At 62.1% G+C, this 15,011-nt stretch carries 14 protein-coding genes and 1 riboswitch; of the genes, 4 read left to right on the forward strand and 10 right to left on the reverse strand.

What is annotated here, in order from left to right; genetic code table 11:
• Positions 1-69 precede the first annotated feature (69 nt).
• The 10 genes from ACRC0P_RS09520 to moaA form a co-directional block, all read right to left on the reverse strand.
• On the reverse strand, positions 70-456 hold the full coding sequence (locus tag ACRC0P_RS09520; protein ID WP_438630239.1) for a hypothetical protein: 387 nt from the start codon (positions 454-456) through the stop codon (positions 70-72).
• Between the two features lie 4 nt (positions 457-460).
• Entirely contained in the window at positions 461-2,071 is a 1,611-nt protein-coding gene (locus ACRC0P_RS09525) for a S41 family peptidase (RefSeq protein ID WP_438630241.1), read from the reverse strand.
• A gap of 273 nt (positions 2,072-2,344) precedes the next feature.
• Positions 2,345-3,736 (reverse strand): Re/Si-specific NAD(P)(+) transhydrogenase subunit beta, encoded by a 1,392-nt coding sequence (gene pntB, locus ACRC0P_RS09530; protein ID WP_438630243.1) that lies wholly within the window; start codon positions 3,734-3,736, stop codon positions 2,345-2,347.
• Between the two features lie 18 nt (positions 3,737-3,754).
• The gene (locus tag ACRC0P_RS09535) at positions 3,755-5,299 is read right to left on the reverse strand and encodes a Re/Si-specific NAD(P)(+) transhydrogenase subunit alpha (RefSeq protein ID WP_438630245.1); all 1,545 of its coding nucleotides are present in this window, start codon (positions 5,297-5,299) and stop codon (positions 3,755-3,757) included.
• 639 nt (positions 5,300-5,938) lie between these two features.
• Positions 5,939-6,391 (reverse strand): molybdopterin synthase catalytic subunit MoaE, encoded by a 453-nt coding sequence (gene moaE, locus ACRC0P_RS09540; RefSeq protein WP_438630247.1) that lies wholly within the window; start codon positions 6,389-6,391, stop codon positions 5,939-5,941.
• A 3-nt stretch (positions 6,392-6,394) separates the two neighbouring features.
• Positions 6,395-6,646, reverse strand: a complete 252-nt coding sequence (gene moaD / locus ACRC0P_RS09545) for a molybdopterin converting factor subunit 1 (RefSeq protein ID WP_438630249.1) — start codon at positions 6,644-6,646, stop codon at positions 6,395-6,397.
• On the reverse strand, positions 6,646-7,137 hold the full coding sequence (gene moaC, locus ACRC0P_RS09550; protein WP_438630251.1) for a cyclic pyranopterin monophosphate synthase MoaC: 492 nt from the start codon (positions 7,135-7,137) through the stop codon (positions 6,646-6,648). The genes moaD and moaC overlap by 1 nt, the downstream gene beginning before the upstream one ends.
• Positions 7,137-7,655: a molybdenum cofactor biosynthesis protein B gene (gene moaB / locus ACRC0P_RS09555; RefSeq protein ID WP_438630253.1), complete on the reverse strand. Its 519-nt coding sequence runs from the start codon at positions 7,653-7,655 to the stop codon at positions 7,137-7,139. The genes moaC and moaB overlap by 1 nt, the downstream gene beginning before the upstream one ends.
• Positions 7,656-7,665: 10 nt before the next feature.
• Positions 7,666-8,268, reverse strand: coding sequence for a molybdenum cofactor guanylyltransferase (gene mobA, locus ACRC0P_RS09560; RefSeq protein ID WP_438630255.1), 603 nt, complete (start codon positions 8,266-8,268; stop codon positions 7,666-7,668).
• Positions 8,261-9,229, reverse strand: a complete 969-nt coding sequence (gene moaA / locus ACRC0P_RS09565) for a GTP 3',8-cyclase MoaA (RefSeq protein WP_438630257.1) — start codon at positions 9,227-9,229, stop codon at positions 8,261-8,263. The genes mobA and moaA overlap by 8 nt, the downstream gene beginning before the upstream one ends.
• Positions 9,218-9,359, reverse strand: a riboswitch (molybdenum cofactor riboswitch). (Overlaps the previous gene by 12 nt.)
• Before the next feature lie 384 nt (positions 9,360-9,743).
• Between moaA and ACRC0P_RS09570 the strand changes: the two genes are divergently transcribed.
• The 4 genes from ACRC0P_RS09570 to ACRC0P_RS09585 all read left to right on the forward strand — a co-directional run bounded on the left by ACRC0P_RS09570 (position 9,744) and on the right by ACRC0P_RS09585 (position 14,842).
• A complete protein-coding gene (locus tag ACRC0P_RS09570) occupies positions 9,744-10,328 on the forward strand; it encodes an ANTAR domain-containing response regulator (RefSeq protein WP_438630259.1) in 585 nt (194 codons plus the stop codon).
• Between the two features lie 69 nt (positions 10,329-10,397).
• Entirely contained in the window at positions 10,398-11,459 is a 1,062-nt protein-coding gene (locus ACRC0P_RS09575) for a CmpA/NrtA family ABC transporter substrate-binding protein (RefSeq protein ID WP_438630261.1), read from the forward strand.
• Between the two features lie 178 nt (positions 11,460-11,637).
• A complete protein-coding gene (locus ACRC0P_RS09580) occupies positions 11,638-13,101 on the forward strand; it encodes a NarK family nitrate/nitrite MFS transporter (protein WP_438630263.1) in 1,464 nt (487 codons plus the stop codon).
• Positions 13,091-14,842: a protein kinase domain-containing protein gene (locus ACRC0P_RS09585; RefSeq protein WP_438630265.1), complete on the forward strand. Its 1,752-nt coding sequence runs from the start codon at positions 13,091-13,093 to the stop codon at positions 14,840-14,842. The genes ACRC0P_RS09580 and ACRC0P_RS09585 overlap by 11 nt, the downstream gene beginning before the upstream one ends.
• Positions 14,843-15,011: the final 169 nt, after the last annotated feature.

Here is a 15,011-nt window from a genome sequence, read left to right on the forward strand (position 1 = left end):
CGGTCTGCGCTACGTAAGCGAGGCCGATCGCGGCCATGGGCCGCTCCTACAACAACATGCAAGAAAACTCTAACCGCCGGCAGGTACGCACTTGGTCTGCACGAGTTCCCAACGCTCGCCGTCGGACTCCCGCTCCAGCCAGCAGCGCTCGCCGCTGAGCAGCAACCGGAATTTCTTGGGCCGGTCCATATCGCGCCCCTGGAGGGGGCGCTGTTGCAGGTTCTGTGGCGGGTTGCGCTCGATAATCAGGGTGCTCTCGCCGGTGAATGCATCCTCTGCCAGGGTCACCGGGGCGCCGTGCAGGGCCTCGGAAACCACTCTCTCCAGCTCGACATTGGATTCCCGACTCACATCAACGCGCAGCGCGGGGACAGGGTTTCCCTGCGCCGGCTGTGAACTGCAGGCGGTCAGCAACAGGGTGACGAGGGCGTACTTGGCATATGCGGAAACTTTCATCGACTTACCTCACCATGATCCGGTTGCTGCGCCAGATGGATTTGAGAACCCGCGCATCGGTATCCGACAGTGAGCCGCCTATGGCGCCGCGAGCAAAGGCCGTCGCCGGAATTTCCGGGCAGGAGCCGGTTTCAATATAGTGAATCGCGGCAGCTAGCCGGGCCTCGTTTTCATCTCCGAGCAGGTGGGTGAAATCGTCGCCCACCCTGCAGCCGGGAAGGTCCGCATCGGTCCCAGTGCTGCCGTCGGGGAAAAAGCCGTCGGTGTAGTCGCCATACCCCTTGGCATTCACTCCCTTGAACTGAATCGTGAAATAGGTAGTGCCGCAGTTGTCCAGGCCGTAAAAGCCGTAGGGTTTGCCACAGGTAGTGGCGCCCACCTGGACCACCTCGACGCCTACGCCGCGCAGGCTGTTCATGATCGACTCGCTCGCCGAGCAGGTGCCGCCACTGGTCAGCACAAACACCCGTGGCAGGTCCAGCGCAGGCAGCGGCAGGTCCGCCTGCAGGCTGCTGTTGTCGGAGGTAACGTTGTAGAAGGGGGCGGGCGTCAGCGGCCGGCCGGTAACCGGATCGGTTTCCGGATGCTTGTCGTTCCAGATTACCTGCTCGAACGGCTGTCCCTCCGTGGGCACATCTCCCGCGATCATGTAAGCCAGTTGGCTGGCAATATACAGGTAGCCGCCGCCGTTGTAGCGGATATCCAGCACCAACTCGTCGATCCCCTCACTCCTAAGCTCATTGACCGCCTCCACCAGCGCCGGCTCCGCCGTGGCGATATGGTCGTTAAACAGCATATAGCCGATGCGGCGCTCCATGGCTCCATCAATGACTTTGACATGCTGTACCGGTTCTGAAGTAACGGCGTCGGCGACCAGGGTGATCTCTACCGGGTCGGTCGCGCCCAGGGGCAGTAGTTCGAAAGTATGCCTTTCTCCCTTCTCCGACGGCCACATACCCGCATTCAAGGTGTCCACGTCATCCCCGTTGGCAAGCACAACACCATCAACGGACAAGACTTCCGCGCCGCGCGTCACAACAGCCGGCAGGCCGGAACCGTCCTCGGTTTCCGTGTAGGCCACCACCGCCCTACGATTCGGGGGATCTCGCTCAAGCAGCGCCCATTCCAACCCGTAGCCCACCGAAACGCCGGACTGGGACTGGGCGACCCAGTCCTCGGTCGGCTCCGTGAAGTGAAACCTATCTTTTTCCGCTCCGGTCGGTGTCAGGGCGAAGGTTTGCAGCTGTTTGAAGTAGTCGATGGAATCGTTGAAGTCCGCGGGATCCTTGTCTTCGATCTCGTCGTACCACAGGTAGAGATCGTTACTCATGGAGCGCAGCCAGTTGTTCTCGTCCAGGCGGGTACCCTGCACATCACTATAGGGAGCACCTGTCTCAGGGTTGGTACCGCTACGCGGATTCACGCACTGGCTTGCGAAAGTCGACGCTGGCAGGAAGACACCAGGTTCCCAGGTGCCGGAACCACTGCTGCTATTACTGCTGCTACTGAAGTTATTGCTATCACTGCTGCCACCACCGCCGCCACAGGCGGCGAGGACAAAAGCACTCAGGGCAAAGAAAGTCGATAGACTCAAGCGGCGGAAAAAAACGTCCATATCCAAGGTCCCTTGTTGTAATTTTTTGGAGACCTCGAAGATTACCAATCGCATTGCCGGCCACGATCAGCTCCGGCACATGCTGGAAGGTTATTCTTGTATTTTTCCCTGATAAACAGGTTGAAAGGCTCTCCGGCGAAACCGACCGCTCTGCAATACAGAGCGGCCAAGGCAGTGGAAGAGTAAAGGTAAACCCGGGTTACGCGCAACCCGGGTCAGATGGGGAGCGAGACACTCAACGGAAGATAGGCTGTTATAAACTGACGGTTGGAATTAACCTGTCAATTTCCCCAGCACCGCCTGCAAACTGTCCTTGGCATCGCCAAACAGCATCCGCGCGTTCTCCTTGTAGAAGAGCGGGTTGGCTACGCCGGCATAACCGGAGGCCATGGAGCGCTTGAGCACCACCACCTTGTCCGCTTTCCACACTTCCAGCACCGGCATACCGGCGATGGGGGAGCCGGGCTTTTCCACCGCGTCCGGGTTGACGGTGTCGTTGGCGCCGATCACCAGCACCAGGTCGGTATCGGGAAAATCGCCGTTGATCTCGTCCATTTCCAGCACTATGTCGTAGGGCACATTGGCCTCTGCGAGCAGCACGTTCATATGCCCGGGCAGGCGGCCGGCCACCGGGTGGATGCCGAAGCGCACCGTCTTGCCCGCTTTGCGCAACTTGTCGGTGATATCGCTCACCGCCTGCTGGGCGTGGGCCACGGCCATACCGAAGCCGGGGGTAATTACGATGCTGTCGGCCGCCTTCAGGTCGTCCGCCAGTTCGTCGATGGAGGTTTCGCGCACCTCGCCGTCGATATCTCCCTCCACTTCCGCGCTGCCGTCGGAGCCGAAGCCGCCGAGGATCACGCTGACAAAGGAGCGGTTCATACCGCGGCACATGATGTAGCTGAGGATGGCACCGGAGGAACCCACCAGCGCGCCCACCACGATCAGCAGGTCATTGCCCAGCATAAAGCCGGTGGCCGCGGCGGCCCAGCCGGAGTAGCTGTTGAGCATGGAGATCACCACCGGCATATCGGCACCGCCGATGGCGGCGATCAGGTGAATACCCAGCAACAGGGCGATGGCGGTCATGATCAGCAGGTTGATCACCGTGCCCGGGGAGAGGTCCGCCGGCACAAACAGCGCGCCCAGTACCACGGTCGCCACCAGCGCCAACAGGTTGAGCCAGTGCCGCGCGGGCAGGGTCAGCGGTCTGCTGGAAACCAGCCCCTGCAGTTTGCCGAAGGCCACCAGAGAACCGGTGAGGGTGATCGCACCGATAAATACCCCCAGGTAGATTTCGGTATTGTGCACAATATGTTCGGCACCGGTGAGCTGTACCCGGGGATCGAGAAAACCGCCCCAGCCGATCAGCACCGCCGCCAGGCCCACAAAGCTGTGCAGCAGTGCCACCATCTGCGGCATCTGCGTCATCGCCACCCGTCGCGCCAGCGACAGGCCGATCACCGCCCCCACCACCATCGCCAGCGCAACCATCCAGTAGGCGCCGGAAACGATAGCGGCAATAGTGGCGATAATCGCCACCGCCATACCCACCATGCCGTAGATATTGCCGCGGCGCGCGGTCTCGTGGCTGGACAATCCTCCGAGGCTCAAAATAAACATCACCGCGGAAAAAAGATAAGCCATGGAAATCATACCGTTCATTGTCTTTCTCCTTTTTCCTTAGCGACGAAACATTTTCAGCATGCGGTAGGTCACGAAGAAACCGCCGAAGATGTTGATGCTTGCCACCAGTACCGCGATGAATGCGAGCAGGGTCACCAGGCCTGAGCCAGTGCCCCCCACCTGCAACAGTGCGCCCACCACAATAATGCCGGAAATGGCGTTTGTGACACTCATCAGCGGCGTGTGCAGCGCGTGAGTTACATTCCAGATCACCTGCCAGCCCACGAACACCGCGAGAACGAATACGGTGAAATGGGATACGAACTCCGCCGGTGCCACCCGTCCGAGAGCCAGCAGCAGGCCGCCCGCCACCAGCCAGAAAACCAGCAACGACAGGGGCGATTTTTTCTTTTCAGGTTTTTTCTCCGCTTCCACCTGAGCCACCGGCTCTGTTTTTTTCTGCGGCGTCGCGGAAACCTTGGGCGGGGGCGGCGGCCAGGTAACCTCGCCCTCCTTCACCACAGTCGCACCGCGGATCACCTCGTCGTCGAAATCGATAGTGATCTCGCCATTTTTTTCCGGGGTGAGCTCGCTCAGCAGGTGAACCAGGTTGGTCGCATAGAGGCTGGAGGACTGGGTGGCCGCACGGCTGGGCAGGTTGGTGTAGCCGATAATGGTCACACCACTTTTTTCCACCTTTTCGCCGCTTACCGTGTAATCACAGTTGCCGCCGTTCTCCGCCGCCAGGTCCACGATCACCGAGCCCTCGGCCATGCTGTCGACCATGTCCGCCAGCCACAACTTGGGCGCGGGCTTGCCGGGAATCAGCGCGGTGGTAATAACGATGTCCACCTCTTTGGCCTGCTCGCGGAACAGGGCCATTTCCGCGGCGATAAATTCCTCGGACATTTCCTTGGCGTAGCCGCCGGTGCCGGAGCCCTCCTCCTCGATTTCAACAGTGAGGAATTCCGCTCCCATGGACTCTACCTGCTCGCGCACCTCGGCGCGGGTATCGAAAGCGCGCACTATGGCGCCCATGCTTTTGGCTGTGCCGATGGCGGAGAGCCCGGCCACGCCGGCGCCAATCACCAGCACCTTGGCCGGCGGCACCTTGCCCGCAGCGGTAATCTGCCCGGTAAAGAAGCGCCCGAAATTGTGCGCAGCTTCGATCACCGCGCGGTAACCGGCAATATTCGCCATGGAACTGAGGGCATCCATTTTCTGCGCGCGGGATATGCGCGGAACGGATTCCACAGCCAGTGCGTTGATATTTTTTTCAGCCAGTTTTTCCAGCAGTTCGGGACTTTGCGCCGGCTTGAGAAAGGCCACCAGGGTCGTCCCCGAGGGGATCAGTTCCAGCTCGCTGTCGGTGGGTGCCTGTACCTTGAGTACCAGGCCCGCCCCGTCCAGGCAGCTTTTAATATCGTCACGGATTTCCGCCCCGGCCTCACGGTAGGCCGCGTCGGTAAAGCTGGCCGGAGCACCGGCCCCCTTTTCCACCGCCACGGAAAAACCCAGGTTGCGCAGGCGCCCCACAGATTCCGGCGTGGCGGCCACTCTCGCTTCACCCGCCGCGGACTCTTTTGGTATCGCTATAATCACCGCAGTGCTCCCTCCAATAACTGTTATTTAGTTACAAATTAAACTATTCCCTGTTGTTACTACTTCAAAAATAATTGGTCAGACCAGATCGGCGAGAGTGTAAACGTCCTCGAAGAAGATGAAAAGCAAATTCATTAATAACAGGCAATTAGTAAGACTTATAACATGTAGTACAAGCTGTGGGATTTCGCATCGAGATCGGTGCTCAAAGAACAACCTGACTTCCTCTACAGCCCCTGCAAACTCCCCGCCTTGAACTGTGCAAAAAGTGATTGTCCAGGTTTCAACTGTAACCTTTCCAGGAATATTTGGAGATTTCCGTCCACAGTTTCCGATCATCATAGTCCAGGTACAGACGCACGCGGCCCTCGTCCAGGGGCGACTGTCTACCAGAGTCGCCGGCAGTCAGTTGAGCAGGCTGTTCGGGGAGGGCCGGCCGACGGAGAGTCTGATATCCGCTGCGGAAAGGGGGTTTGCGCTGCGGAGAGGCGCCGGTGGTTTTCCGCGACGGTCACCCTCCTTTCAGTCACCTGCCCGAAGCGCTCCGCAAGCAGTTGCAACTCGTCAATAACGGCCCAGTAATAACAGCAGAACGGAGAGCAGAAACAGGCAGCAAAAAATTCCGGGGAACAGGATTTTTTACCACTTTTCAAGCGCCTCCCGGTCACTCTCCCGCGCCTCCACCCAGCGTTCGCCGCCCGCACCTCTTTCTTTTTTCCAGAAAGGGGCGCGGCTCTTCAGCCAGTCCATGATAAAAGCACAGGCATCCAGTGCCGCCTGGCGGTGTTCCGCGCTGGCCCCCACAAAGACGATATCCTCACCCGGGTCCAAGGGGCCGATCCGGTGCACGATGCGCACCCGGCCGAGCTGCCAGCGCCGGCGCGCCTGTTCGGCAATATCCCCCAGCACCCGCTCGGTCATACCGGGATAGTGCTCCAGCTCCAGGCGGCTGACGCCGGTACCCAGGTTAAAATCGCGCACCGAACCCACAAACATCGTCGCGGCGCCGTCGCGGGTATTCCCCGCGCGCAACCGGGCATACTCCGCGCCCACATCGAAAGCCTCCAGCTGTACAGCCACCGAGACAGCCATTTTTCAACCCCCGGTGACTGGCGGAAAAAAGGCCACTTCGTCGCCGGCCGCCACCGGGCTGGCCGCCGTAGCGAGATGCTGGTTGAGCGCCATCTGCAGGCTGGCGTCCGCCAGCGCCCGCCGCCATGGATCGCCGCGCTCGCCCAGTTTCTCACGCAGATCCGCCAGGGTTTCGAGGCCCTCACTGTCCACCTCCAGCGCGGCGCAATCGAGCTTTTCCCGCAGCCCGGCGAAAAACAATACCCTGATCACCATTACTCCTCCTCCAGGTCCGGTGCCCGTCGCCAGTGACCCAGCTTGCCGCCGCTTTTTTCCAGCAGGCGGGTGGGACCGATCACCATGGCCGGGTCCACCGCCTTGCACATATCATAGATAGTCAACGCCGCCACCGAAGCCGCGGTCAGCGCTTCCATTTCCACCCCGGTGCGCCCGGCCAGGCGGCAGAAACTGAGAATTCTGACGCTGAGGGTCTCGCGCTCCAAAACAAAATCCAACTGCACCTTGGTGAGCGCCAGTGGATGGCAGAGGGGGATCAGGTCGGCAGTTTTTTTCGCCGCCTGGATGCCGGCTATACGCGCGGTGGCCAGCACGTCGCCCTTTTTATTCTGCCCCGCGAGCATTTGTTCAAAGGCATCCGCACTCATCTGCACGCAGGATTCGGCGCGTGCACTGCGCTCGGTCACCGACTTGTCGGTGACATCCACCATACTGGCCTCGCCGCGCCGGTTGAGGTGCGTCAAACTCATTACTGTGCCCTCCCCTTCAGGTGCGCAACGAAATTGCACGGGCGGTGCCGCGAATCCAACTGTTCGCGGAGGATGTTTTCCCAGGCGGTGCGGCAGGCGCCGGTGGAGCCGGGCATACAGCAGATCAGGGTGTTGTTGGCGATTCCCGCCAGGGCGCGGGATTGGATGGTGGAGGAGCCGATTTCCTCAAAGGAAATCGCGCGGAAGAGTTCGCCAAAGCCCTCCACCTGTTTGTCGAACAGCGGTGCCAGTGCCTCGGGAGTGGAATCGCGGCCGCTGAAGCCGGTACCGCCGGTGGTCAGGATTACCTGTACCTCTGGCTCGGCGATCCACTGGGAAACCCGGGCGCGCAGTTGGTAAATATCGTCGGGAACAATTTTCTTTTCCCACAGCTGGTGGCCGGCAGACCCGACAACTTCAGTCAGGTATTGGCCGGAGGTGTCCGTCTCTTCAGTGCGGGTATCGGATACCGTGAGTACGGCAATGGTTAGCGCTGTGCCTTTCTCTGTCTGCTGCATTGAAATTCTCTCAATTTTCAAAAATAACCGCTCCGTAGATTTCTGAAAACTCATCCGGGCGATTCAGGTTGATGTGCCAGTTTCCCGGCGGCATTTCCAGCTGCCGCCCTCCCAATTCCCTGATCAGCGCCTTTATCGAGGCATCGTTTCCCGGCGTTATGGCCCCCTGAAGGTAATCGCGGCTGGATTCATCCAGGCGCAGCCACAGCGGCAGATAACAGCGGCCAAAACAGAGTGCCCCCTCTCCGCTTCCAATCCCTTCGGCGCAAAGTTTTTCCAGCTGCTCCGCCCCCAGCAGCGGCATATCCACCGGAATCGCCAGCAGAGCATCGCAGGCTATTTGTTCCCGGCGGAGGTGTTCGGCCACCGAACGAAGGCCGCCCAAGGGTCCGCGGGCAACGGCGCTATCGGCAATGCCGCCGGGACGGTCTCCGCTGACCAGCGGTGGCAGGAACTCCACGTCTCCGGGAGCCCGCAGATTGCGCAGCAGCGATTGCGCCCGCTGCAACAGGGTCTGCCCGTCGGGCAATTGCAGCAGCGCCTTGTCGCGCCCCATCCGGCGCGACTGGCCGCCGGCCAGCACCACCGGGCAGACTTTCAATCCACTAGCCACCGAGCATCGCCAGGTTGCGCGTGGCTCCCACCCGCTCCTGCTGCAGATAGTGACTGGGTGCCTTTTGTGTCACCAGCGCACGAATTCTCTCCGCGAGCACCTCGGTGTCGCCGCGGCGGATCTCTTCGAGCAAGTCCATGCCCTGTTCCGCAAACAGGCACAGGTGCAGGCGGCCCTGGGCGGAAATCCGCAGGCGGTTGCAGCTGCTGCAGAAATCCTCGCTGTAGGGGGTAATCAGGCCGATGCGCCCGCGGTAGTCGGGGTGGCTGTATTCCCGCGCCGGGCCGGCGTCGCGCTCGCGGGGCAGCAGTTGCCAGCCGTCGCGCACCAGCTGTTGTTCGATGGTCTCGCCGCGCAGGTGATTGCTGGCAAAGAATTCCCGGTTGTCCCCGGTGCGCATCAGTTCGATAAAGCGGAGGGTGACCGGTGTGTCCCGGAGCCAGCACAGGAAGTCCCGCAGGCGCCGCCCCGCACCGTCGCTGAGCAGCACCGCGTTGACCTTGGTGGTCACGCCCAGTTCGAGGGCGCGGTCGATTCCTTCGAGCACCTTCGGGAGGCAGTCGTGGCCGGTAATCCGCGCGAATTCGTCCGGCTGCAGGCTATCGATGCTGATATTGAGCTGGTCCAGACCCGCCCGCCGCCAGCAATCGATCACCCTGGGCAGCTTGTAGCCATTGCTGGTCACCGCCACGCGGCGGATGCCGGGGGTGCCTTTGGCGGCGGCAATGATTTCCGGGAGGTCGGCGCGCAGGGAGGGCTCTCCGCCGGTCAGGCGCACTTTCTGCGTGCCCAGGCTGGCAAAGGCGCGGATCACCGTCGCCGCCTCGGCGACGGTGAGGTGAGGGCTGTCGTCCGCCGCGGTGTAGCCTTCCGGCAGGCAGTAGTTGCAGCGGAAGTTGCACACATCGGTCACGGACAGGCGCAGGTAATAGAACCTGCGTCCGAGGTTATCTTCTAGCATCAAACGCCTTTCCAAGTTCGGGAGGCCGACGGATTTCTCCGCCGACCCTGGTGAACCGGGCAGACCGGTTCACGGCCAACAAACCCTATTCGGAGAACTTAGGTTTGAGGGCTCGGTGTTTGTGAATATTTGTTTCTATCGGTTTGGATGTCCTGAGCTGGCAGCCTCCGGGAGAACGCTCAAGTTCGGTTTCAAGATCACACCAAAATGCACCGCAATCATCATGCCATCGACTGTCGCACCCTCACAAGGCCCAAAACAAGGCAGAGACATCAGGCTCGCACCAAAAACAGGCCACCATATCACCTCCTGCACCACGAGCGTGCAAAAACCTCAGACCCCGCTAAAGGTAACACAGCCACCACCGGCTGTTTACCAGGAAACTCCGTTTGGCACAGCTTTTGATTGCTTTTTCCCCGCGGCAGAGAATCCCGGCGCCACCGGGCTTTTTTGACTCCGAACTGCTGGCACTGGACCGCAACGACCGGTCACTGACAATAAGACACTGATAGCGATGAATAAATCTCTCGGCATAATGCTGGTCGACGACCACCCCGAGCGGGCGGAAATGGTCTGTGCCCAGTTGCGCTCGGCCGGCTATCGCCTGCTGGCCCAGCTCAACAGCGCCGAGGGCCTGCTCCTCCATGTGGAGAGGCATCGGCCGGATATCGTGCTGATCGATATCGAGTCCCCCGACCGCGACATCCTCGAAAGCCTGGCGATCATCAACCGCCAGAACCCCACCCCGGTAGCCATGTTCTCCCCCCGCGGCGGTGCGGGCTTTATCGCCCGTGCGGTGGAGGCCGGAGTGAGCGCCTATATGTCCGAGGGCATCAGCGCAGAGCGGGTGGCGCCGGCGATCGAGATCGCCATGGCCCAGTTCCGCAGCTACCAACAGCTGCGCCTGTCCCTGGAGCGCACCCGCCAGCAACTGGACGAACGCAAGGCCATCGAGCGGGCCAAGGGCCTGCTGATGGCCAAGAAGAACCTCAGCGAAGAGGCCGCGCACAAGACCCTGCGCAACCTGGCCATGAGCAGTAACGCCACCATGCGCGTGGTGGCGGAGCGAATCATTCAACATCTTCAGCCCGGAAATTGAGCCTTCACCCCCAAAAAATGAGCCCTCAGCCCAAAAAATGAGCCTTCAGCCCCAAAAATCGAGCCACCCATGCCTACTCCCCTGAGCCCCGAAAAGAATCACCTCAAGCTGCTCTACCTGCGCCTCACCGACAGCGCGCCGCTGATCGTCGCCCGGGAAATGGGCTTTTTCAGCCGCTTCGGGCTCAAAGTACAACTGCAACGGGAGACCTCCTGGGCCACCCTGCGCGACAAGCTGATCGGCGGCGCCGCCGACGCCGCCGCTATGCTCGCCCCCATGCCGCTGACCCTGGCACAGACCCTCCCCCAGTGCGGAGAACAACTGCTGAGCGGCCTGATCCTGAGCTGCAACGGCAACGCCATCACCCTGGCGGAGTCCCTCTATCGCGAGCTGCCACTGCCGTCGGGTGACTGCGATGGCGGGCAGGTCGGCCGGGCGCTGAAGGAATACCTGCGCGCGCGCCCAAGTGGCGAAGCACCGCTGCGCTTTGCCACCGTGTACCCTTTTTCCAGTCACGCACTGCAGCTGCGCCGCTGGCTGCGCACCGCGGAGATCGACCCGGATCGGGACCTGCAGTTGCTGGTGCTGCCGCCGGAACAGATGGTGGACAACCTGGAGCGGGGGGAAATCGACGGCTATTGCGTGGGTGAACCCTGGAACACCATGGCCGCGCGAAGGGGCATCGGCGTAATCGCCACCCCATGCAACACTCTGCTGCCCGCCATGCCGGAGAAGGTACTGGCGGTCACCGAAAGCTGGCACAGCGCCCACCCGGTTGCCCACATGGCCCTGCGCGCCGCACTGCTGCAGGCCTGCCGCTGGCTGGCCGAGCCCGCCCGGCGCCGGGACGCCACCGCGCTGCTGGCGCGGGAGGAATACCTTGGGCTGCCGGAAGAGTTGGTCGCTCCCTCACTGGCGGACCAGCTGTACCGCCGCAGCGATTCCGACGCCGCGGCCAATAGCGGCTGGCACCTGTTCGCCGATGGGGACTACGGCCGCCCCACAGAGGAAAAGGCAGCCCAGCTGCTGGAACTCTGCCGGGAATTCTCCCAGGTAAATCCGCAGGCCGCGGGGGCATTCCGCCCGGAGCTGTACCGGCAGACTGAGGAGTTCCTGCAGCGCCAAAAGTGATGGCACGTAATTTGAATACCAAACCCACATGACGATTTGCTTGTAGGGGCGAACCCTGTACTCGCCCCAATGGCAAAAAATCAATGAACGGACAACGAAGTCCACCGGCAGCGGCCCCAGGGCCGAACCCGTGGGCTTTTTTTATGCCCGCGGAAAAATCGAATAAAAGGAAACCACCATGTCCAGCGATACCCTGAACCTGTTTTCCTTCCGCGGGAAAACCAAAATCCTCCACCTCACGTGGGTGGCCTTCTTTATCTCATTCTTCGCCTGGTTCAGCCACGCGCCGCTGCTGATGGCCATTGCCGACAGCCTGTCGCTCACCCCGGACCAGGTGAAAACCCTGCTGATCCTCAATGTGGCGCTGACCATCCCGGCGCGCATCGTCATCGGCATGCTCACCGACAAATACGGCCCGCGCCTCACCTATTCGCTGCTGCTGGCGGTGGGCAGCGTGCCCTGTTTCATCTTCGCGCTGGCGGACAGCTTCGCGCAGGCCGCCGTGGGCCGCTTCCTGCTCGGCTTTATCGGCGCGGGCTTTGTGGTGGGTATCCGCATGGTGTCCGAGTGGTTCCCGGCGCGCCAGTTGGGCACCGCCGAGGGCATCTACGGCGGCTGGGGCAATTTCGGCTCCGCCGCCGCGGCCATGACCCTGCCCACCGTCGCGCTGATTTTCGGCGGCGACGACGGCTGGCGCTACGCCATCGGCCTCACCGGTGTGATCGCGCTGGTGTACAGCTTTATCTATTACGCCACGGTTACAGACACCCCCAAGGGCTCCACTTATTTCAAGCCGAAGAAAATCGGTGCCATGGAAGTGACCAGCACGGGGGATTTCGTACTGCTGCTGGTAATGAAACTGCCCATGTACGCGGCGCTGGCGCTGCTCACCTGGAAGCTCTCCTCGGGCGTCAACATGATCTCCAGCTTCTGGGCCACTGTGATTTACTGTGGCCTGGGACTTCTCTATCTGCTCGACGCCAGAAAGACCTGGAGCATCAACCGCGAGGTATTCACCAACCCGCCGGCACCCATCCACCGCTACAAATTCAAACAGGTGGCGGTGCTCAACCTGCTCTATTTCGCCACTTTTGGCTCCGAGCTGGCGGTGGTCTCCATGCTGCCCCTGTTCTTTTCCGAAACCTTCGAGCTGGACCCGGTTAAGGCCGGCCTGCTGGCCTCCGGTTACGCCTTCATGAACCTGGTGTCGCGCCCCGCCGGGGGGCTGTTCAGCGACCGCTATGGACGCAAGTCCACCCTGCTGATCCTGGTTGTCGGCCTGGCGCTGGGCTATTTCACTATGAGCCAGATCAATGCGCAGTGGCCCCTGTACCTGGCGGTATGCGCGGCGATGGCCTGCTCCTTCTTTGTGCAAGCGGGCGAAGGCGCGGTGTTTGCGGTGGTGCCGCTGATCAAGCGCCGCCTCACCGGCCAGATCGCCGGTATGACCGGCGCCTACGGCAATGTCGGTGCGGTTTTCTACCTCACCGTGCTGAGCCTGGTTTCCTACCAGGTCTTCTTCCTGGTGATCGCCGCCACCGCGGTACTGGGCTTCGCCGTCACCCTTCTGATGGAAGAACCCGAGGGGCACATGGCCGAAGTACTGCCGGACGGCAGCGTGTCGCTGATCGATGTCGCTTGATACCGAACACTCCCCTCTCCCGCTTGCGGGAGAGGGGCCGGGGGAGAGGGAAAAAGGGTCGCTGGAATTTTTCAGCGCCTCCCTCGCCGGCCGTCGCGAGAACAACGACGATGCCTGCGCGACCTGCGTGCCCGGCGGTGTCGAACTGCGCTACCGCGGCGCCCTGGCCGCGGTGGCCGACGGCGTCGCCTCTGCGGAAGCCGGTGGCGCGGCGGCGCGGGCGGCGGTCAGCGGCTTCCTATCCGACTACTACAGCACCCCCGAGACCTGGACCATAAAACAGGCCGCGGCGCGGGTGCTGCAATCCCTGAATGGCTGGCTCCACCGCCAGGGGGGCGGCGGGGAGATAACCCAGGGCTGGCTCACCACTTTCTCCGCGGTCATCTTCAAGGGCGCCAGTGCCCACCTGATCCATATCGGCGACTCCCGCATCCACCGGCTGCGCGACGGCAGACTGGAATGTCTCACCCGCGACCACAGCCGCGCCCTCGGCCCCGGCCGGACCTTTTTGAGCCGCGCCCTGGGAATGGACGCCCATGTGGAAGTGGACTACCGCCGCGAGCCCCTGCACCCCGGGGATATCTACCTGCTGACCAGCGACGGTGTGCACGAATACCTGCCCCCGGCGACGATGGCGGAAATCCTGCAGCGCGGGGATGACGATCCGGCCCGGGTCCTGGTGGACGCCGCTCTGGCCGCGGGTTCCGGCGACAACCTGAGCGCGGCCGTGTGCCGGGTTGAGCGGGTGGCCCAGCCGGAGGGAGACGACCTGCTGGCCCACAACCGCCAGCTTCCCTTTCCCCCGGACCTGAGCCCGGGCAACAAACTGGACGGCTACCTGATCCTGCAGGAGCTGCAGGCGAGCCCCCGCAGCCAGCTGTACCTGGCGCGGGACACGGAAACCGGCACTCTCTGCGCGATAAAAACCCCATCGGTCAACTTTGCCGACGACCCGGCCTATATCGAGAGCTTTATCGCCGAGGAGTGGACTGGCCGCCGCCTGGACCACCCCGGCATCATCAAAATCCATCCACCCAAGTCCGGGCGGCAGTTTCTCTACCATGTAATGGAGGCGATCGACGGCCAGAACCTGCGCCAGTGGATGCAGTTGAACCCCCGGCCGGAGTTGGAGCAGGTGCGCGACTTTATCGGCCAATTGGTCAGCGCCCTGCGCCGGCTACAGCGGATGGAGATTATTCACGGAGACCTGAAGCCGGAAAATATCATGCTTACCAGGGACGGCCGCCTGAAACTGATCGACCTGGGCGGCGCCAATGCCGCGGGCCTGGCGGAACACCTGCGCTTCCGCGACGGCACGCCGCCGGGCAGCAAGAACTACGCCGCCCCGGAGTACTTCTTCGGCGACAGTCCCAGCCACCGCTCGGATATCTTTTCCCTGGGCGTGATCACCTACGAACTGCTCACCGGTCACTACCCCTACCGGGAGCGCTTCGGCAGCCGCCACTACCAGTTGAAAAGCTACGCCGGGATGCAGTACATCAGCGCCCGGCAACACCGCGCCGATATTCCCGAGTGGATAGACGGCGCACTGCGGAAGGCCTGCGCTCCGGACCCGCGCCACCGCTATCCGGCGCTGTCGGAATTCGTGCACGACCTGCACACCCCTAATTCGGAATTCACCGCGGGAGAAGACCGCCCGCTGATGGAGCGCAATCCACTGCTGTTCTGGCAACTCGTGGCGCTGTTGCTGCTGCTCTCGCACCTGCTGCACTTGCTTTGAGTCCCCGGGACCGCGGAGCTCCAGCTCCGCAAGCGGGCCGCAGGCCCGCAATTCCGGGACCCGGGACCCGGGACTCGGGACCCCGGGGCTCGGGGCTCGGGGCTCGCAAATTGTAGGAGCGGCCCATGGCCGCGATCAAAGGTGGTTACCCTACAGACCGATCGCGGCC

Origin of the sequence: Microbulbifer sp., from assembly GCF_051659245.1 — a bacterium.
In the GTDB taxonomy this organism is placed as follows: Bacteria; Pseudomonadota; Gammaproteobacteria; order Pseudomonadales; family Cellvibrionaceae; genus Microbulbifer.